Origin of the sequence: Bacillus mycoides, assembly GCF_018742245.1 — a bacterium.
GTDB lineage: Bacteria > Bacillota > Bacilli > Bacillales > Bacillaceae_G > Bacillus_A > Bacillus_A cereus_U.
Genome location: NZ_CP036132.1, coordinates 3,214,058 through 3,235,559 on the forward strand (window position 1 = coordinate 3,214,058; position 21,502 = coordinate 3,235,559).

The following is a 21,502-nucleotide window of genomic DNA, read 5'->3' on the forward strand; positions in this document are numbered from 1 at the left end:
TCAAACTCCCCCTTTATTTAAATAGCGGGGACAATTATTCTAGCCTATTTATCCCCTTGTCCTTTGAACTGTTGTATAAACGGGATACTTACAATAAGCGCTGACATTGGCACATCTCCTCTTCGCTAAATTAACTTCATTGTATAATTTTTTGTTTATTCAAACAATAAAAAATACAAAAAGACCCTCCAAATTTAGAGGTCCTTTCCTAAGAGCAAAACTGTATTATTTCGTAAACATTTTCTCCGCTTCATCCATTGCCATTTTGTTACCTAAAGCAGAATAGTCAAGCCATGGTTGGTCATTAATAATGTATACATGCTTGCCTTTAACAGCTTTTAAATCTTTCCAAATTGGTGTTTCTTGTAGTTGTTTAAATGCTTCTTTCGCTTTATCATCCCTATTTACGACAACAAAAATAGCATCTGCATCAAAGTCAGGTAATACTTCTTGTGAAATGACTTCGAAAGGACGGTTTCCATCAATTTTCTCTACACCATTTGCAGGTTGTAATCCTAAGTCTTGGAACAAAATTGGTCCCATCGGTCTTTTCGTACTAAATACACGTAATTCTTTTGCAGTCACGCGAATTGCCATTGTTTTTTCGTTATTACCTAGCTCTTTATCTATTAAACTTTTCACTCGTTTTGATTGTTCTTCATAGTCTTGAATATATTTATCCGCTTCTTTCTCACGGTTTACAAGTTTACCTACTTCTTTTAAATGATCTCTCCACGTACCTTCATCTAAATTGAAAGAATGTGTTGTTGCAATTTTTTCGTATTTCGCTAAATCTTTGCCAGCATATTTTTCATCAACATAAATTTCAGTTGGCTTTAATTGAAGTAACGCTTCCATGTTTGGATCTGTTGCAACGCCAAGTTTCTTCGTATCTTTCAGCTGTTCTTTTGCGTGTGGTAAGAAATCCTTTAAATCTCCGCCAATAACAGAACCTACTGGTGTAATTCCTAATGCAAGTAAATCATTTGTTAAGTGAATAGACATTGAAGCAATTTTTGGGTCATTACTTTTTTCCGTTTTTTTAGTTGCCTCTTCATTAGGTTTCGATTGACCACATGCTGCTAATACTAAAATACACATAATGCTAAATAAAATGGAAAGTTTCTTTTTCATATGTTCTCCTCTTTGAAGTATTTATTTTGTTTTTGTAAGTAAATAAAGAAAATACGGCGCTCCTAAAGCCGCTACTACTACGCCAGCCGGAATAGAGTTTGGCTCGAATACAGAACGACCTATCGTATCTGCGAGTACTAAAATAATCATTCCAATAATGCCAGCTAACGGAAGGAAGTGCTGATATATACTACCTACTAACTTCCTTGCAATATGCGGAGAAACTAAGCCGATAAAGCCAATTCCCCCTGCCATTGATACACTTGCACAAGACAATCCTACCGCTGTAGCTAAAAGCAGTAACCGTTCTTTTTGAACAGATACACCAAGTCCTGCTGCTACACTATCACCTAGTGACAGTGCATTTAACGTTTTAGATTTCAGCCATGCGTACGGAGTTAGTATCAAAATCCAAGGTAATAATGCTAGGACATGAATCCAATCTCTTCCCCACACGTTACCAACTAACCATCTAGAAGCGAATGTATACGTCTCATCATTTAACTTGAGCGAGAAAAATAATGAAAGTGCACTAAAACCAGCTGAAACTGCAATACCAACCAGAATAAGTCTAATGGGAAGTAAACCTTTTGACCGATCACTCGCAAGCAGAACAATAAGAAATGCAGCTAACACTCCTCCGCCAAATGTAAATAATGGTATTAAAATCGATGCACTCTCGTTAATAGAATGAAAGAGAGTAACGAATACAATAAGCCCGAAAGATGCACCCGAATGCAGTCCAAGAATCCCCGGGTCAGCCAGCGCGTTACGAGATAATCCTTGCAAAATCGCACCGGAAACCCCAAGGCCAATGCCAGCTAACATTGTGATTATAATTCTTGGCATACGATAATCGTATAGCACGGTTGCACTCTCAAAATCACCATAACCAAAAAGCGTTTGAATCACTTTGAGCGGTGCAATGCTCAGTGTACCTGTATTTAAACTAATTAAAATTACAGCGATACTTATACATCCGAAAATTGTAGTTATAGTAATAGCTCTCTTTTTATCCGTTTTAAAAAGATCCTTCACTTATAACTCACTCCCAACTTTACGTGCTATATAAAGGAAGAACGGAACTCCAACAAGAGCTACCATAATTCCTATCGCAAGTTCTTTAGGAGGATTTACTGTTCTTGCCCCTAAATCAGCTAATACCAATAACATAGCTCCTAATAATGCTGACATAGGAATAATAAGCCGATAATTAACACCTACTAATTTTCTAGCGATGTGCGGAATGACAAGTCCTACAAATCCAATGGAACCAACAGCTGAAACAGACACACCTGCAAGAATGACTACTATAATCATCCCAAGTATTCTCGTTCGGTTCGTTTTCACACCTAAATTCGTAGCAACATCATCCCCCATTGATATGAGTGAAATAGATCGCCCTAGCACTGTCGCAAAAACAATCGTTATGAGAATAATAGGCACTAAAAGTTTCAAGTGTTCCCACTTAACCCCCGCAACACCACCAGCAAACCAAAACGCTAAATCTTGGCTTAAATCATAATAAATTGCAATACCTGAACTTAATGAGTGTAAAAGCGCTGCCATAACTGCTCCAGCAATCGTTAACCTCATCGGTGTTAACCCTCCTGATGTTGCCGATCCGATAATAAAAATGAGTACGGTACTTAAAACTGCTCCAATAAAGGAAACAATCATTAAGTAGGAATACGGCATATGCGGGAAAAAAGCAAAACTAAGTGCTACTACAAACATCGCACCTGCATTTATTCCGAGCACACCTGCATCAGCTAAAGGATTTCGTGTTACTCCTTGCATAACAGCACCAGCAACTGCAAAAGCAGCCCCTACAACTGCCGCTCCAATTACCCTTGGGAGCCTTAATTCATAAATAATTTGATGCTGCGTTAATTTCGGATTGTAATCAAAAACCGCTGCCCACACCGTTTGCAAATGAATATCCTTTGCACCGAATGCAACAGCTAAAAATATAGACCCCATTAAGCATAAAATTGTTAAGCTCATGAAAGAAATGAACTTAATATGTATCCAGCGATTATTTCCAGCATGTACAGTCGACTTATGTAACATGTTTCATTTCATCCTTTTTATGCAGTTTTTTTATAATTATTTTTTATTTATAATCATTATTGATAATAATTATCATTTTCATTTAGATATTATATCCTCACTTTTTTTAAATAGCAAACTATTTTTTTACTTTGTTACAATATTAAAATGGTTATTACAATTCCCTTCTAAAACTTACAAATACATACAAAGTATTGCGATGTTATATTTTTAAATTTATAGTATACTGAGTTATTATTTCGATTTTTCAAATAAATACATTGAAGGTGAAACGATGTTTTATATAAAACAACTACTCTATTTCACTTACGAACAAGCATTATCTTGTTTGTTCCCAGTCATTATTTTTTTAACACTAGCCCTTTCAAAAATCATTTCTATCCCAGGATTATATCGCTATGATTTCATACTCATCGTATGTCTTCTTATGCAATATATAATGTATAAAACGGGACTTGAAACGAAAGACGAATTAAAAGTAATTACTGTTTTTCACCTTATCGGACTTCTACTAGAAATATATAAAGTACATTTTGGATCATGGAGTTATCCTGAGGAGGCGTATTCAAAAGTTTTAGGTGTTCCGCTATACAGTGGTTTTATGTACGCAAGCGTCGCAAGTTACATATGCCAAGCGTGGAGAAGATTACATTTACAAATGTATCATTGGCCTAAAGCCATTTTTGCCGTGCCGCTAGGAGCTATGATTTACTTCAATTTTTTTACACATCATTTTCTATATGACTTTAGATGGGTATTAACTTTACTTTTATTCATTGTTTTCTTTCGCACATTTGTGGAATTTTCATTACAAGGCGTTACATATAAAATGCCCCTCGTACTCTCATTTTTCCTTATCGGATTCTTTATTTGGATTGCAGAAAACATCGCAACATTTTTCGGAGCATGGCAATATCCAAATCAACGGGAAACATGGAACCTCGTTCACCTAAGCAAAATTAGCTCATGGTTTTTACTCGTTGTCATTAGCATTATGATTGTTACACAACTCAAACATTTGAAGGGGTCGAAAGGATAATAGGGCATTTTTGGATGTATATGAATATCATGTACATCCAAAAATCTGAACACATCCGTTTTCTCAAATGTAACAATAAGGAAAAATACTATTGCAGAAACAAAAATAAAACATCTATACTTTAGGGAGTGAAATTATGGTAAGTGTTCACGATAATATCATTGTTTCGTACCAAGTTAATCTTGAGAAAGAAGAAATTCATATACACACCCTTACTGAATCAGGAAGGAATGTAAATATAATTTTTTCTGGTGTCTTAGCACACTTTTTTGAAACTCATCTAAGTTCTAGCATTATTTTTAATATAGACGAGGGTCGACTTCTAGATTTTTTTCAAGAGAATAAGAAATTATTAGAGGAACAAAAAAACTATTGTTGGCCAATGCTTTATGATAATATTACAGAATTAGAGGAAACATTGATAAAAGAGAATTATGTTTATTACAACATTTGTGCATCTTATGGTCTAAGTGGTTGGGTGTTAGCTAAGAAACTTGAGATATTAGACTCTAATTAAGTTAATATTAGTCTTAACTACCCTTTCAATAACCATTATGTAAATACATATTAGAAACAACTAATCTTCTCTACTTGCTCAATAAAAAAACGAAATCCAATTAGGATTTCGTTTTTTAGCTTTTTCAAATCTATAGAGCTTTAATAATACGTTCCATCGCCTTCATTTGACCAATATGATCTGCTTCATGATAAAGCATCATACCGTAAAGCTCCCCTACTGTTTCCAATCCTAAGAATGGCTCTGGAAGTTTATTTTCAAATGCTTCTGCTGGAATTTCATTAATGCGCTTCGCTTGCTCTTGTAACTGAGACTTTAACACTTCTAATGATGGCCCTTCTGTTTCCCATTTAGATGGTCTTGATCCATATCCAAACATACCTGGATATTCACTTGGTAAATGTTTAAATTCTCTTCCAAACATGAAAGTCTCTGCTGCAGATAACACGTGACCGATATGCCAGCGGATTGTGTTATTAAAGCCCTCCGGCTGCTTATCCGCAGTTTTGTCATCTAAAGTTTCCATAAAGTTAAGTAATGCTCCACGCGTTATTTCAAATTGTTTTAAACCAACTATTCTATTCATTTTATCGTCCCCTTTTTTATGTACAATTTATTATGAGCTAAAAATGTTCAACTTATTAAAGTTTCACCTTGTTTAATCTATCAGAAACAATTAAAAAATACATCTAATATGCTTACTGAAAACAATAAAAAAGGACCTCTCCTCATAAATATAGAAATACTTACTGCACAAATATTACAGTAAACAAAAGAGGAGTGTATTTGCATGTTAGATGTTTTAAGACACCAATATAATCTTATTAGCTCTACAAGAGAAAACCTATTTACGTTTTTGGAAGAACTCCCACTAGAAAAATTACATAGCACAGTGCCGAATTTCGGAAGTGGCAGCATTATAAAAACCCATATTCATGTAGCCGATTGCTATCGATACTGGCTTGGAACATTCGCATTTAACCAAAAACGAGCAGATTTTTCATTTGCTAGCGATTATGAAATTGAACATGCAGATGTCGAAAAAGTTCGTGCTAGATTTAAGTTAGTAGATGAAGTTGTCCAACGTTTTCTAGATGAATACAATGACCGGTGGCTCGAAAATATAGCAAATGAAGTGAAATGGCAAAAAGAACCTTGGAGCACAACTCCGCTATGGCTTTTAACCCATACGGAGACTCATGAGTTTCATCATAAAGGACAAATTGTATCTATGGCTCGCCACCTTGGATATACTCCTCCTGATACAGACCTTAGTTGATTCGCTTTTTCAATTATTATGGCCATACTTAAAAGTGATTATAAAAATATACTATAAAGAACCGATACTTGTTTCATCCAAGTATCGGTTCCCTATATACAAAAGTGCTATTCTTCTTACATATAAAACAAATATTTCTCCACTTAATCCCTCGCAAAAAACTCCCTCGTTACATCAATAAATTGTTGCAGTGGCGATGTCATCCATTTATCTTTATGCCAAGCAATTTGCGTATAAATCGGGGGAATTGTTTCTTTTAAAACTAACTCCTTTACTGTACCTTCTCGTATATCTTTTTCTACTACTATAGCTGGTAACACGGCTACACCTAAATCTGCAATAACACATTGTTTAATTGCCTCTACGCTAACAAACTCAATCTTATTTGCCGGATATACGTCTTCCGCACGAAATAACTCTTCGAATAAAGTCCGATACGAGCAACCGAGTTCTGTTAGTAAAAGTGTTTCACTCTCTAAATCTTTTATAGAAACGGAAGATTGTTCAAGTAAACGATGCGTAGGAGCAGCTACTACTTTTAATTCTTCTTTCATAAGTGGCTCTACATGTAAAACGTCTTCTGTTTTACATTCGTCTAAAATAAATACAAGGTCTACTTTCCCCTCCATCAATTGTTCCTTCGCATCTTTATTGGAATGCGCTGGTTTAAATATAAGTTTTATTTGGGGAAATTGCGCTTTAAACCTTTTTAATATGGAAGGGAGCCTGTATGTACATTGACTTTCTTGCGCACCAATTATTAACGTACCTGCTATTTCCTCATCATCTTTCACAGCCATTTTCGCTTCGTTACTGAGCGCAATCATCTTATCGGCATATAGTTGAAACTTTCTTCCTGCTTCAGTTAAGAAAAGGCGTTTTCCCAATCTCTCAAATAACGGCGTACCAAGCTCAGTTTCTAACGTTTTAATTTGCGCTGTTACGCTCGATTGGGCAAAGTTTAATTTCTTCGCAGTTTGGGTAAAGTTCAAAGTCTCTGCCGCTACTTTAAATGTAATTAATTGTTTTATCTCCATTTGCTATTCCCCCTTTTCAATCGACATTTTCGATTGATTCCATCGAAATAATCTTCTTTTTCTATTGATATTTGTATTGTATGATAAAGAACATCTACAAACAATATAAATGGAGGTATTCCATATGAAAGCACTTTGTTTCGAACAGTTTGGAAATGCTGATGTACTACAATATAAAGAAATAGCTGATCCAATCATAAATCCAAATGAAATTCTTGTTCGCATGCAAGCAATTGGTTTAAATTTCGCTGATATTTATAGACGCCGCGGCGATTATCATCTCGCTGGTAATCCGCCTTATATATTAGGTTATGAAGGGGCTGGTATTGTTGAAAAAGTAGGAGCTGACGTTACTACTATCAATCCTGGAGATCGCATTGCATTTGCTGACGTTCCATTTGCAAATGCAGAATTAGTTGCCGTTCCATCTGAAAAAGCAATTCCACTTCCAGATTCTATTTCTTTTGAAACAGCCGCTTCTATCTTATTACAAGGATTAACAGCACATTATTTAACGAAAGATAGCTATCAAATAAAACAAGGTGATATAGCTTTAGTACATGCCGCAGCTGGTGGTGTTGGTCAGCTTCTCATCCAAATGATTAAACTACAGGGCGGAACAGTAATCGGTCTTACGTCATCAAAAGAAAAAGCACAGATAGCAGCGTTAGCCGGTGCCGATCACGTATTTTTATATAGCGAAGCATGGCATACGAATGTACTTGAAATGACTAATGATGCTGGCGTAAATGTTGTGTATGAATCAGTAGGTTCTACATTAGAAGAAAGCTTTAAAGCGACTAAAATTGGTGGTACTGTCGTATTTTACGGAATGGCCGGTGGTAATCCTGCGCCAGTTGATCCACGTATGCTTATGGATACTTCGAAAACTTTAACTGGCGGAGACCTTTGGAATGTACTTATATCTTACGAAGAGCGAAAAGAACGTTCCTCTCAACTATTCGAATGGATTGCGAATGGAAAATTAAACATCGCGAGTCCTACTACATTCTCTTTACAAGATGGTGCTCTTGCACATGAATTATTAGAGAGCCGAAAAAGTACTGGGAAGATTTTATTAATCCCATGATTCATCTAACTAAAACAGGAAGCTAGATTTTGCTAGCTTCCTGTTCTTATTTCTATTTGAGATATTATTATATTTCCACACTTTCTTTTCCTTTTTCAACATAACTCATATCCCCAACCGATTCGACTGTATACTTCCCATCTTCATATAAAACTTTCGTTACACTTGCATTTTCCACTCCAAGTTTTGTTTTACTACGATCCAGCATTTCTATTAATGCAGTAATCAGAAGTCCATGAGCTACAACTAAAACGTTGCCTCCACCATTTTCAGCAGCTTCTTCACTAATCCTATTAATTTCTTTTTTTATACGAGTAGAAAATACTGCCCAACCTTCTGCCTGTTTTGTAGGGTCTGCTGCTCTAATCAGATTAATAACTTCTTCAATAGAATACTTCATGAGTTCGTCTGGTGATGTAACACCTGCAGCTTTTCCGATAGCATCCCACATAATTTCAACTTTTTCGCCTTCAAAAGTGCCAAAGTTCAATTCACGTAAATCTTTTCTTGTCTCAAGTTTTAACTTTGATTGCTCATTATATTTTAATACTAAATTAGCAGTTTCAATCGCTCGACCGCTATCACTACTATATACACTAGTAAAATGAGTATCTTTTAATCCCATTCCTAGATTCGCGGCAACTTCAACACCTTTTTCTACTAACGGAGAATCCGCCCAACCTTGCACGCGATGATTCGCATTTAATATTGTTTTACCGTGTCTTGTAACATATAACGTAACTAATTTCCCATTACTATCTGTTTCTCGCGTCTTCATCATATTCTCTCCCTTTACATTTCTATATCAATCTTATCATCTCAATTATCCATCGCGCAAAATATACGTAAGTAGATCTGCTTACTAAAAAACGCTATCTTTCTGTACATCCCTACAAAAAGATAGCATTTTTTATGATTACATTTCTTAATCGGTACTTTTATTCAGAAAAAGCTTCCGAATACTGAACAACCCCTTCAACACCTTGAAGAGCATTCTCTCTAAGTTCCATCACCATAAACACTTCATCTGGCACTTCACATGGTGCTTTTATATTCCAATCACTTGCTTTCTTAAAACCCAATTTCGGATAGTACTCTGGATGCCCTAATACTACAACTGATCCATATCCAAGTTCTTTCGCTTTTTCTAGCGCCGCTACGATAAGTTTGCCACCAATTCCTTTTTTCTGATGGCCTGGAGCAACTGATACTGGTGCCAGTGCTAATGAATCTACAGTAGTCCCGTCTTGTTCTATTGTAATTTTGGATAACATAATGTGCCCGACTATTTCCTCATCTACCGCAACGATTGATAACGCTGGAACAAATGCGTCACATTCTCTAATACGTTTTACAAGTTCATGTTCTTTTTTATCACTAAATTCTTCATGTAAAAATGCTTGTTGTACAACTTCTTCTGTTTTTCTATAATCGTTTTTTTGTTCTTGTCTGATCGTTACCATTTTAACTTATCCTCTATTCTTTCTAATTTCTTTTTCAATTTTACGAAGCGCTTTTTTCGATCCGCGCTCAATATCGTGTTGCATTTTTCTTTCTTTATAATCGACAAATAGTGTATTTAAATCATATCCTTCTGGGTATAATTCTTTCGCCGCTACCTCTAAAGTAATACGTTTTACATTCACTTCAACGAATTCACCGTTATAATATACAACGACATTATAGAAATTATCTTTTTCCTTATAGATGATACCAAAATCATCATGATCCAATAAATTCACACGGTCACCGATTTTATATTCATAGTCATTTTCTCTTTTTTCTTGCACGAATTTCGGTTTTCTAATTTTACTTTCATTCACTTTTTCTATAGCGTATTCTTTATTTCCCATATACCCTTTCGCTCTTTGCAGTACATGTTCTTTTACATTCATTTTATTTGCAATCCAAAGTGCATTACTTTCACCAGATTTACCGATTACTAACTTATAAAGCGGTTCTAACGTTTCACTATTAAACTGCATTGCCGCATTCATAAAATCACCATGCATTTCTGAAAACCGTTTAATTTCTCCGTAATGCGTACTCGCAATTGTAATACATCCCGTTAGATAAAATTCTTCTAAAATAGATATCGCAAGCGCCGCACCTTCATTTGGTTCTGTGCCGCTTCCTATTTCGTCAAATAGTAGTAACGTATTATTATTTGACATCCTCATAATTTCAGACAGATTTTTCATATGAGATGAAAATGTACTTAGTGCATTTTCAATACTTTGATTATCACCTATATCTACAAACACATTTTCGAAAATAGCAATTTCCGTTTCTTTATCTCCAGCGATGTGCAAGCCAGACATTGTCGCTAATGTTAAAAGTCCAATTGTTTTTAACACAATCGTTTTCCCGCCCGCATTCGGTCCTGTAATAATTAAACTACGGTACTCTTGACCGATTTCAAAATTTAACGGTACAACTTGCCCTGTTAAAAGCGGATGCTTACAATTCACTAAATGAATGTGACCATGATCGTTTAACTTCGGTTCTATTCCATCGATACTTTTACTAAACTTCGCTTTCGCAAATACCATGTCATATTGACTAATCAGTTCCATATTAATTTTTATATGATAAATATTTTCTAATATCATTCCTGATAAAGTCGCTAAAATTTGATACTCTTCCATCGCTTCTTCTGCTTTCCAACTTGCTAGTTCCGCATTTAATTTTGTAACCGTATGTGGTTCTATAAATACAGTAGAACCTTTTGCAGATGCTTCAACAATACTTCCTGCAACTTGATTTTTATAGGTAGATTTGATTGGAATCGTATATCGATCATCCTTTTTACTAATAAAGAATTCCTGAATATACTTCTTATTTGCACTACTATTTAAAAACTTCGTTAAACGTTCTTTTATTTTTCCATCTACAGAATCAATGTTATTTCGAATTCGTTTTAACTCTTTACTAGCCGCTGCATCAATGCTATTTCCTTTAATTGAAAAGTTAATTTCCTCTTCAATACTTTTAAATTCAGTCATTGAATTTGCATAAGAAGCTAATACTGGCGCAAAAAATTCTTTATCTAGCATAAACTTTTTAATCTTTCGACACCCACGTAAAAAGTCTGAAACGCTCACTAACTCTGCTGGATCTAAAATCATCCCTTTTTCTAATTTTTGAATTGTACTAGCGATATTGGATATTCCGAAAAAAGGCACATGCCCTTCTGCATCTACTATAGCTCGTGCTTCTGTCGTTTCATTTAAGCGATTTCTCACTACTTTTATACTCGTACTCGGCTCTAATTTATTTAATAATTCCTTACCTAAACCACTTACACAATAAGATTTCACTATTTCCATTAATTCGTTATATTGTAACTTTTCAAAAGTCATCGTATTCATTTTGTTTCTCCTCACTATGATTGATTTCTATCATCAATGAAGATACCTACTCATTAGATTCCAATGAATTCTATATTATTTAATTACCATTTTTATACATTAAAAATATATACAAAAAAGCTGCGGGGATACCGCAGCTTTTACATTTACAAGGCAAGTGTAATAACGTATAAGGAAATAAGCCATCTAAAAAGCATATGGCAATCCCTATTATTACAAGCTTTATAAAGTATTGTAGGTATCTTCATAGGTTTCGAAATAAATCCATGACAAAATTAGGGGTATGATGTACATAAAAATCCCCTGGTCTTATCCGATTTATTTCATTAAATTTTTCCTATTTAGTACCTACCGCACTCACAAAAAGCACCTCTCATTAATTTATATTTTAGTCATTGAAATCTAATTTATTGAAATCATCATACTATATGTTTTACAAGAAGTAAAGGTGTCATACTTTAATAACTATGCAGAATGTAAAAAAGAAGAGGAAAACTTATATTTCAGTCTGCCCCTTCTTTTTCATCACAAATTTACTGCTGAATATATATTGAAACAGAGCCTCCATTTACATGGAACTGCCCCCATCCATCTTTATTAATTGTTACAGTATTTGTTTGATTACCCGTAATATCGTACCATACTTCCCCAGCGTTATTCTTTCCAACATCCATCCACTTTGATCCTCCTGGTCCGTCTGAGAGTAATGTCGCTAAACCAGAATTGGCATGTACACCATCACCTTCTCTTGTCCAGCCAATCACATCTGGATGGTCTAAATAATCACGCTGCGTACCATATGCAAAGTTTTTTCGTGCCGTCAAAATCGGATCAATTTTATCTTTTAACGCTGGAATTTCATAACTACTCTTTCCGCTTGTCCCATAGTAATCACCATAAAAAACTGAAGGATAGCCCTCTGCACGTGTTAAAATAAATGCATATGCCAACGGTTTAAACCACGGACTTACTACAGATTCCAATGACTGCCCAGGCTGTGAATCATGATTCTCAACGAGAGTAACTGCGAGTGCAGGGTGATTTTTCATTACTGTCCCATTTAAAATATTTCTCATATCATAATTCCCATTTCCTGTTGAAGCATAATGAAAATTGTAATGAAGCGGTGCATCAAATACAGATTGATTATAATTGACTTTCGCCAAATAATTGTTTAAAGTCTGGATGTCATTTTGCCAATATTCAGCTACTGTAAACATTTCTTTCCCTGTTTGCTGTCTGACATGATTTACCCAATCGCGTAAATATTCATGATCAATATGTTTAACAGCATCTAAACGAAAGCCATCTAAATTTAATTCATTCGCATACCACGTTCCCCAATTTTTCATCTCCTTCACAACATCAGGATGATCAAAATCAAGATCTGCATACATCAAATAATCATAATTCCCATTCTCGCTAGACACTTCCCAGTCCCACACTTTACCTATACCCCTAAATTTATAAATTCGATTTAATTTCCTTCCTTCATCCCAATCCGTTCCGTCAAAATGATACCATTTCCATTTGAAATTAGAATAAGAATCTCCGCGTCCTGGAAAGTTAAACCCCGTCCATGCATTAATTTCATAATCACCTGACACTTCAATATTTCGATTGTTTCGGTCTACCTCTACAGCTGTTACGGTTTCAGTATAATCAGCCCCACCTTTATGGTTCATAACTACATCACCATACACATCTATGCTTTGCTTATGTAAAGCTTCAATTGCAGATTTCAACTGTGCTTTTGTCCCATATTTCGTCCGCACCGTTCCTTTTTGATTGAATTCCCCCAAATCATATAAATCATACGCTCCATATCCTACATCATTTTGTGAAGTCCCTTTATATGCAGGTGGTATCCATACAGATGTAATTCCTTTATGGGCTAAATTTTCAGCATCAGAACGCAAACGATTCCAATGATTCCCATCATTCGGAGCGTACCACTCAAAATACTGCATTAATGTTCCATTGTTTATCGTTGCTGCTTCCGCCTTATTCCCCTCATATATATTAGGAAAAAGTAAAATAAACAATAAACAGACTACCATAATCCTTTTCAACATATTTACACCATCCCCTTCAAGAAAACGTTTGCATAATTTATTAAAATTATTATAATATTCGTTCTACAGTTAGTAAAGTAGTAATCTTTTAATCTCTCACATTATTTTTCATGTAACTTCACATATTCCACAAGTATCTCAACATAGTTTAAAATTCACATCTTACTCAATTTTGTTTACAATTTACTTATAAAAGCATAACGGAGGGATTTCAATGACAAACTTTCAAAAACAATTTTTCGCACGATTAAATATAAAGAATAAAGAAATAGTTTCTTTTAAAGATTTACCTAGTATTATGTATGCAATGTCACAATCTGTCCCTTTTGAAAACTTAAATATTCTCGAAAACAACTTTACAGAAATATCAAAAGAAAATCTTGAGCAGAAAATTTTATTAAACAACCGTGGCGGCCTTTGTTATGAACTCAATCCGACTATGTATTACTTCCTTAAAGACTCTAAATTCGATGTTCATCTCGTTTCAGGAACAGTTTATAACAATGCAAACTCTATATGGGCTGTGGATTCTGGACATATCGCAACAGTTTTAAAATATCATAATGAACTTTACTTAATTGAAGTTGGATTCGGATCATACTTACCTCTTGCACCTGTCCCTTTCTCAGGTGAAGTCGTTCACTCCGTAACAGGAGATTATCGTATTCGCAAAGAAACGACTGAAAAAGGCAATTATATTTTAGAAATGCGTAAAAATAATGAGTTTCTAGATCAATCTTCTACTAATGATTGGACAGTAGGTTATGCATTTCACTTGGAAGAAGTAAATGTGGAAAAAGCAAATGCAGCACAAAAAATTATCGTTGAACATGAGGGTTCCCCTTTTAATAAAGTACCTCTTACTGTAAAACTGACTGAAAATGGGCATGCCTCTTTAACGAAAGATAACCTTACAATAGCGAAAAACGGTAAAAAAACGAAAGAAACAGTTACAGAAGAGCAATATAAAAATCTTTTACATTCAACGTTTGGCATTACATTAAACTTTTAAAGCCTCGCCATTTCCGGCAAGGCTTTTTATTTTCCAGCAGGGATTTTTTGCAATTTGTTGTATTTCATAGTTATATAGGAACATAACTACATATTTAGAAAGGAAATGATTATGACAGAACTTAAAGATCGACTACAAGTAGCTGATAAAGAAAAATGGAATTTAACGGACATTTACCATACAATTGAAGATTGGGAAAGCGACTTTCATAAAATTGAAGTATTAACGAATGAACTACACAAGTTTAACGGAAATATTCACGATGGCAATAGTTTATTAGCTTATTTAACAAAGAGTGAAGAAATATCTAGCATAATATCTTTAATGTTCGCTTATGCAAGACTACAATCTGATCTTGATACACGCGATACTGACGCTCAATCCCTTGTCGATAAAGTATCACAATTACACGTGAAAGTAAGTGCGGCTAAATCTTTCTTTTCCCCATTCTTGCTTAGTGTAGATGAAAACACATTACATTCTTACATAGAAGAAACAGAAGGCTTACACTATTATAAAGAAGACTTATTTGAGCTATACCGTTATAAAAAACACGTTTTGAATAAAGACCAAGAAGAGATTTTATCACAAATGGGTGAAGCACTCTCCTCCCCGCAGCATACATTTGGCATGTTAAATAATGCAGATATAATTTTTGGTGAAGTGACTACTGATGATGGAGAAAAAGTAAACTTAACACGTGGAATGTATTCAAAGTTAATAGAAGATGAGAATCGTGAGAAACGTAAAGAAGCTTATAAAGCTTATTACAAGCCATATGTTCAGTTGAAAAACTCTATTGCTTCTACTTTATCTGCAGCTATTAAAAATAATGTTACTGTTTCAAAGCTAAGAAAATATCCATCTGCTTTAGAAAAATCGTTATTTGGCGACATGGTTCCGAAAGAAGTATATGAAAATTTAATCGATACGACGAAAAAAAACATTCAATCATTACATACGTATAATGAACTTAGAAAAGAAAAATTAAATGTAGATGAACTAAGACAATACGACTTGAGTGTTGATTTAGTAAAAGGTGTAAAACAAGACATTCCATACGACGAAGCATTTGATATAATGATCGCGTCACTAGCTCCTTTAGGTGAAGAATATATCGAAACATTAAAAAGCTTTAAAGATAAACGCTATATAGACGTGAGAGAAACACCAGGAAAACGTTCTGGCGCTTATAATTTTGGTGTATACGGTGTTCATCCTTTCATTCTTTTAAATCATCACGATGATTTAAATAGCCTTTTCACTCTTACTCATGAATGCGGTCACGGTATGCATACGCATTATTCACACGGATACCAACCAAGAATTTCTGCACACTACACTATCTTTGTTGCAGAAGTCGCTTCTACCGTAAATGAAGTGTTATTAATTCACTATTTATTAAAAGAAGCGAAAGAAACGAACGTACGTAATCATTTAATTAACTACTTTATCGATAGCTTTAAAGGTACCTTCTTTACACAAATCATGTTTGCAGAATTTGAAAAAACTACACATGAAATGGCCGAGCAAGGTAAACCATTAAATGCCCAAGTCTTTAGCGAAATTTATGAAAAGTTATTTAGAGAATATAATGGAGACTCCATCGTATTTGACGAAGAAGTAAAATATGGCTGGTCTAGAATCCCTCATTTCTACCGTCCATTTTACGTTTACAAATACGCAACGGGCTTCGCCTCTGCAATCCAAATCGCCGATAAATTATTAAGCGGCGACCCAAATGCCCAGAAAAACTATATTGAATTCCTTAAAGGTGGAAGTTCTGACTATCCATTAAACCTACTGAAAAAAGCTGGTGTTGATTTAACTACACCAGCACCGATTGAAAGTGCGTTGAATCGTTTTGCTCAACTTGTTGAAGAGTTTTCAGCATTATAGAAAGAAGCATGCAGACTTATGCTCTGCATGCTTCTTTCATTTAAATCACTTTATTCTAAATGCTGCTGCGTCACACAATGAATCATACCACCATACGCATACAATTCATTTACATAAACACCAACAACTCTTCTACCTGGAAATTGCCCTTCAATAATTTGAAGCCCTAACTTATCATGTTCATCACCGTATATAGGAACCAATACAACTTCATTGCCAATATAAAAATTCAAATACGAACCTTTACAGTCTGCCTCTTTTACCACTTTTCTTGTTACAGGTACTGGGATGAGTTGAAATGGATTTCCATCTATATTTCTCGCTTGTCGCAATTCTTGATAATGCTTTTCGTGCGCCTCCAAAAGGTACGACTCTCCTTCCCCAAAAGGATCATATTCATAAAGAATCGTATTTTCATTTACAAAACGCGCTGCCCCATCAATATGGTAATCCGTATCTTCATCATAATTATCCTCACCGCGAATACCAGTTATCCATATGAAATTCGTTACTCCCAAGTACTTCGTTAACTCCATTTCAATCTCTTCCTGACTTAGTGTGGGATTTCGATTTTCATTTATAATAGAAGTTTTTGCCGCCATTAAGGTTCCATTTCCGTTTATCTCTATTCCTCCACCTTCTAGACAGACACTTGATTCAACTTTTGGAATGCTATACATTTCACTTATTTTCTCTGGAATAACAGCGTCTTTTTCATGCGGGTATTTATTCCCCCAACCATTGAAAATCCAATGTGTTAATGAAAAATCCCCTTCCTTATTTTTCACAAAAATAGGCCCATTATCTCTGATCCAAATATCATCAGTTTCTTGAATTAAGAAATCAATTTTAACCATATTCACTTTCGCTTCAATTAACTTCGATTGGACATGCACTTTTTCTTCTTCATCATATACAACAATATGCACATTTTCTCCGTAATGAAGCTCCTTTGCCATCGTTACCCAAATATCATCCAACTTAGCTCTGTAACCTTCACCTCTATGGGTTCTGTCATGAGGCCATTGGAGCCATGTCCCCTCATGTTTTCCCCACTCGGCAGGCATATAAAACAAACTATTTTCCATATTTCTCATACGTGTTCACCCCTTCTTCGAATGTAAGTTCAGTCTAAACTTTGACATCGTGTTAAGGTCAACAGAAATATATTCATTTACTTGTGGCAACCAAATAAGATTACTCGCTATTTCTCCTTGTGATACACTACTTCTCCTTGTAAAACCGTCACTAAAACTTTCGCATTCGGAATCTTATCGGCACTCATTTTAGTAATATCTTCATTTAGTAATACCATATCAGCTGATTTCCCTACTTCAATCGAGCCAGTAATGTTATCAAGACCTAATGCTTTGGCTGGCTTAATTGTATAAGCATCAATAGCTGCATGTACATCGGATAAGCCTTTCTCACCAATGCTTAATGCATTCGAAATAGTCACAAGTGGATTTAGTTCATTTACATCCCAATCACTACTAAGCGATACATTTGCTCCTGTTTTCCAAATTCGTCCTAACGGCATAATTCGTTTCATCTGTTGATCTGAAAAATACGTACTTGCCCAGCTTTGTTTTGGATCTTCCGCAAAATCATGACCTACTTGAAAATCAGCGCTAATACCTAATTTAGTAAAACGTTTTATATCACTATCTTCTACCATCTCCACATGCGTGAGCGTATAAGGCTGATTTGCCCCTTCTTTTTTCGCTGCTTCAATTGCATTTAAACTTTCTCTTACCCCGCCGTCTCCAATCGCGTGGATTAATGCACCGTAACCAATTTTATTAAGTTCAGTCAACCACCACTTCATCTTTTCTTCTGGAATATAGTTCAAACCATATGGAGTCCCTTGAAACCACTCAAATTTATATTTTTCTAGTATTTTAGCTGTGCTGTTAATACTAATTCCATCACTATACATTTTCACTTGATTAATAAGCATTCGAGATGATACATCATCACGCTTAATTTTTTTGAAATACTCCATTTGTTCTGCTTCATTTAAATTCGGATACACCCACGGACGAAGTACTACTCGTGACGTTAGCTTTTTCTCATCATTTACTTTATTCCAAACATCTAACCAGCCTCGCTTCCAATAGAGACGTCCATCACCGACTGTAGTAATACCATTCTTCGCAACCTCATCTAATCCGTCCAACAAACCTTCATAGTTTTTTTCAAAGAGGTTCGGCTGGGAATTCCATGCTTTTTCCATCACGATATCTCCAGCTGTATCATAAAGAATCCCAAACGGTTCTCCTGTCTCTGGATCTCGAATGATTCTTCCGCCTTGCGGATCTTTCGTATCTTTATTTATCCCAGCTAACTCCAATGCTTTCGAGTTAACCCATACAGAATGAGAGGTTCTTTCCATAATTAATACTGGATTATTAGGAAATAACTCATTTAGAACTTGTAATGGAGTTTGTTGTTCTGATTTTTCGTCCATATCTTTTAACAGCTCTTCTAAACTAAATCCAGTTCCGCTTATCCATTCCCCTGTCTTTACATCTTTTTTACACGCTTTTAAATACGAGCGTTGTTCTTGCAGCGAAGCATCTGGTGATACACTACAATTCCCTGCTGCTGGTGATTTCGCTTCAAATATATGATTATGATTGTCCACAAAACCAGGGAGGATAAAACGCCCTTGTAAATCCACCACTTTCGTATCTTCATTTATAAATTCCTCTACATCCTTGTTTGAACCAACAAATGTAATTTTCCCTTCTTTAACGGCTACAGCCTCTAGGATGTCTTGCTTTCCATTTGAAGTATAGATTGTACCATTTTTAAATACTACATTCTTCGGCAACTGATTAGGTAGAACAGAGCTACCATTCTCACCTTCTCCTACTTCAGGAGTACACGCTGAGATCCATATCATACTAAGAATTAGACAAATAAGTAAGATTTTTCTTTTCATATTCTTTCCCCTTTTTATTATGATAAATTGCTTACATATATAGAATAAGGATTGACATAATGTTAATGTCAATCCTTATTCTCATTCTATTTTCGTAACTAAAAAACAAATTTGTGTCACATACTCCTCTACTAAACAATCACATTCAGGTCCTTTTATATAGACCTCATATGGCGCATTATTTATTACATAACCATTTCTTTCAACCCATTCTTCTAACGCTATATAAGCGTAACCTATATAGTCATAACTACCATAATGCATAGTAGTAACGATTTGATGCCCATTTAGCTTGTTTACTTCGCACTCTTGTAATACGCCTTTATTATCCTCAGCCATAATCGGAATTCTTAATTCAATATCGCTGTGATTTGGAATATACTCTTCATCATAAAAAACTGTGGATGGAGAACCGACTATTCGTAAGCTGTTTTTTTGTACTTTTTCATATAAGGAATAAAAATAATCATCCATATCATCTATATCTATTTGCAGTCTTTGAGCAATTACCGTCATTTCATTTCTCATTCCAATTAATATATCGTAACTTCTATGACGAGCAATATTTAAACCATTATTCATACTTACCATTTCATTCATTTCTGAAATAACCTGTAAATTTTGTTTCACCTCATGAGACAACTCTATAATTTGCGATTGCATATGTGTAATAAATGAATCTTGATCTGATGATTTAAGAATTGTTTTAATTTTCGGTAAAGGGAATTTGTACTCCCTTAGCTTTTTAATTTTCAACGCTATTTCAAGCTGCCCTTGCTCATAATATCTATATCCATTTACCGGATTCACATATGCTGGTTTCAATATTTCCTCTTTATCATAATGCCTTAACATTCGTGTACTCATTTTACAAATCCGTGAAAATTCAGTAATTGTATACATATAAATACCCCTTGAATACATTTTCTTATATATAAGCTTATTTATTAAAACCAATCAAATATTTTTCTGATTGAAGAACCTTCACTCTGATCGTTCAGTCTTTTCATTTTTGAAGGTAACAAATGACTAGGACAATACCACGTTAAACAATTCATCGCGCCTCCCATTGTCGATATTTCTCCTACATGAATTTGAATAGCTTGTTTCTCAGTACACTGTTGAATATATCGTAAAACTTCCTCATCTTTAGCTAATCCAAACTTAGGAACGTAAAGCGTATCACATGTTTCTAACATATTTATATACAAACCTTTTGCCGATGCTATTTCTTGATCATATTGTCCTTTCTCTGTATATGATGAAGGAACAACTATAAATTCAGCTTCTGGCATTTGCTCTTGAATAATTTCTTGAACATTATATCTAAATTCATGATCCCCTAAAAAGTCACTAATAAACATTGTATGTTCATCAATAAATTTAACCATTCCGTCTGCGTGTGCAAGTACATCTCCCTCTTCAGCAGGAATAATAATAACCCGACTCACATCTAAATCCCATTCCAGTTGCTCTATAATTTCTTCTTCCGTCCAATCATAATTATCATCAAATATGCGTTCCGTTAATATTACAGTATCTTTTTTATTCCAAATAAAATTTCCACCGTCTAATATCAATGGAGATGTCACATATTCAAAGTCGTTCTTTTTCAACCATTTATTAAATTGTTGATCTAAATATCGCCCTTGATCTTTAGGTAAGTAATTTGGTTGATATTTAAATTTAACTAGATGATTTGTTACAACTGGTGCAACATCTCTTAGCCAAATATCATCATACTCAAAAAAGCTTGTATGAAAGTCTTGCTCTTCAACAGATAAAGATATAAGTTGATCGGTAAATGCTTTGTTTTCGTTTAAATATTCATTAAAATAAATCAAGTCTTCATAAAATGGTCGATAATATTCATTCGATTTATCTGGTATTGCAGTAAAAATAATTCCATTATGTTTTTGTTCCATATTATTTACCTCGCTTTTTAATAATGATTGAATAACTGTTTTCAATACGCCAACTATTCCCCAATTCATTTCTCTTTTCATTACAATTTTTAAAACGTGCACAT

19 protein-coding genes are annotated in these 21,502 nt (G+C 34.7%); 6 read left to right on the forward strand and 13 right to left on the reverse strand.

Annotated elements, in window-relative coordinates:
• Positions 1-225 precede the first annotated feature (225 nt).
• From EXW56_RS16450 to EXW56_RS16460, 3 genes are read right to left on the reverse strand one after another with little or no spacing between them, the layout of a single operon-like run.
• On the reverse strand, positions 226-1,134 hold the full coding sequence (locus EXW56_RS16450; RefSeq protein WP_215557273.1) for an iron-hydroxamate ABC transporter substrate-binding protein: 909 nt from the start codon (positions 1,132-1,134) through the stop codon (positions 226-228).
• Positions 1,135-1,155: 21 nt separating this feature from the next.
• The gene (locus EXW56_RS16455) at positions 1,156-2,172 is read right to left on the reverse strand and encodes a FecCD family ABC transporter permease (protein ID WP_215596778.1); all 1,017 of its coding nucleotides are present in this window, start codon (positions 2,170-2,172) and stop codon (positions 1,156-1,158) included.
• Positions 2,173-3,207 carry a FecCD family ABC transporter permease gene (locus EXW56_RS16460; RefSeq protein WP_016105577.1) on the reverse strand — a complete coding sequence of 345 codons (1,035 nt, stop codon included), beginning with the start codon at positions 3,205-3,207 and terminating at the stop codon, positions 2,173-2,175.
• Positions 3,208-3,481: 274 nt separating this feature from the next.
• Between EXW56_RS16460 and EXW56_RS16465 the strand changes: the two genes are divergently transcribed.
• Complete coding sequence (locus EXW56_RS16465) at positions 3,482-4,246, forward strand: DUF817 domain-containing protein (RefSeq protein ID WP_002199768.1); 765 nt, start codon at positions 3,482-3,484, stop codon at positions 4,244-4,246.
• Positions 4,247-4,382: 136 nt separating this feature from the next.
• The gene (locus EXW56_RS16470) at positions 4,383-4,763 is read left to right on the forward strand and encodes a hypothetical protein (RefSeq protein ID WP_215557275.1); all 381 of its coding nucleotides are present in this window, start codon (positions 4,383-4,385) and stop codon (positions 4,761-4,763) included.
• A 130-nt stretch (positions 4,764-4,893) separates the two neighbouring features.
• On the opposite strand, the gene EXW56_RS16475 is transcribed toward EXW56_RS16470, so the two are convergent.
• Positions 4,894-5,349 carry a DinB family protein gene (locus EXW56_RS16475; RefSeq protein WP_215596779.1) on the reverse strand — a complete coding sequence of 152 codons (456 nt, stop codon included), beginning with the start codon at positions 5,347-5,349 and terminating at the stop codon, positions 4,894-4,896.
• 204 nt (positions 5,350-5,553) lie between these two features.
• Between EXW56_RS16475 and EXW56_RS16480 the strand changes: the two genes are divergently transcribed.
• Positions 5,554-6,042, forward strand: coding sequence for a DinB family protein (locus tag EXW56_RS16480; protein ID WP_215596780.1), 489 nt, complete (start codon positions 5,554-5,556; stop codon positions 6,040-6,042).
• A gap of 143 nt (positions 6,043-6,185) precedes the next feature.
• On the opposite strand, the gene EXW56_RS16485 is transcribed toward EXW56_RS16480, so the two are convergent.
• Complete coding sequence (locus tag EXW56_RS16485) at positions 6,186-7,079, reverse strand: LysR family transcriptional regulator (protein ID WP_070139762.1); 894 nt, start codon at positions 7,077-7,079, stop codon at positions 6,186-6,188.
• Positions 7,080-7,203: 124 nt separating this feature from the next.
• Between EXW56_RS16485 and EXW56_RS16490 the strand changes: the two genes are divergently transcribed.
• Positions 7,204-8,169, forward strand: coding sequence for a quinone oxidoreductase family protein (locus tag EXW56_RS16490; protein ID WP_215596781.1), 966 nt, complete (start codon positions 7,204-7,206; stop codon positions 8,167-8,169).
• A gap of 67 nt (positions 8,170-8,236) precedes the next feature.
• Here EXW56_RS16490 and EXW56_RS16495 read toward each other — a convergent pair whose 3' ends face one another.
• From EXW56_RS16495 to amyS, 4 genes are all read right to left on the reverse strand, one after another.
• On the reverse strand, positions 8,237-8,947 hold the full coding sequence (locus tag EXW56_RS16495) for a histidine phosphatase family protein (RefSeq protein WP_215596782.1): 711 nt from the start codon (positions 8,945-8,947) through the stop codon (positions 8,237-8,239).
• A 160-nt stretch (positions 8,948-9,107) separates the two neighbouring features.
• Positions 9,108-9,632, reverse strand: coding sequence for a GNAT family N-acetyltransferase (locus EXW56_RS16500; RefSeq protein ID WP_215596783.1), 525 nt, complete (start codon positions 9,630-9,632; stop codon positions 9,108-9,110).
• 6 nt (positions 9,633-9,638) lie between these two features.
• On the reverse strand, positions 9,639-11,540 hold the full coding sequence (locus EXW56_RS16505; protein WP_215596784.1) for an endonuclease MutS2: 1,902 nt from the start codon (positions 11,538-11,540) through the stop codon (positions 9,639-9,641).
• 533 nt (positions 11,541-12,073) lie between these two features.
• Positions 12,074-13,615: an alpha-amylase gene (gene amyS / locus EXW56_RS16510; RefSeq protein ID WP_070139767.1), complete on the reverse strand. Its 1,542-nt coding sequence runs from the start codon at positions 13,613-13,615 to the stop codon at positions 12,074-12,076.
• Positions 13,616-13,829: 214 nt separating this feature from the next.
• On the opposite strand from amyS, the gene EXW56_RS16515 reads away from it, so the two are divergent.
• Together EXW56_RS16515 and pepF are read left to right on the forward strand one after the other, a co-directional pair.
• The gene (locus tag EXW56_RS16515) at positions 13,830-14,627 is read left to right on the forward strand and encodes an arylamine N-acetyltransferase family protein (protein ID WP_215596785.1); all 798 of its coding nucleotides are present in this window, start codon (positions 13,830-13,832) and stop codon (positions 14,625-14,627) included.
• A gap of 111 nt (positions 14,628-14,738) precedes the next feature.
• Entirely contained in the window at positions 14,739-16,526 is a 1,788-nt protein-coding gene (gene pepF / locus EXW56_RS16520; RefSeq protein ID WP_215596786.1) for an oligoendopeptidase F, read from the forward strand.
• A 50-nt stretch (positions 16,527-16,576) separates the two neighbouring features.
• On the opposite strand, the gene EXW56_RS16525 is transcribed toward pepF, so the two are convergent.
• From EXW56_RS16525 to EXW56_RS16540, 4 genes are all read right to left on the reverse strand, one after another.
• A complete protein-coding gene (locus EXW56_RS16525; protein WP_215596787.1) occupies positions 16,577-17,623 on the reverse strand; it encodes an agmatine deiminase family protein in 1,047 nt (348 codons plus the stop codon).
• A gap of 107 nt (positions 17,624-17,730) precedes the next feature.
• A complete protein-coding gene (locus EXW56_RS16530) occupies positions 17,731-19,473 on the reverse strand; it encodes an amidohydrolase (protein ID WP_215596788.1) in 1,743 nt (580 codons plus the stop codon).
• A gap of 81 nt (positions 19,474-19,554) precedes the next feature.
• On the reverse strand, positions 19,555-20,376 hold the full coding sequence (locus EXW56_RS16535; RefSeq protein WP_215596789.1) for a MerR family transcriptional regulator: 822 nt from the start codon (positions 20,374-20,376) through the stop codon (positions 19,555-19,557).
• 44 nt (positions 20,377-20,420) lie between these two features.
• The gene (locus tag EXW56_RS16540; protein ID WP_215596790.1) at positions 20,421-21,398 is read right to left on the reverse strand and encodes an agmatine deiminase family protein; all 978 of its coding nucleotides are present in this window, start codon (positions 21,396-21,398) and stop codon (positions 20,421-20,423) included.
• Between the last annotated feature and the right edge of the window lie 104 nt (positions 21,399-21,502).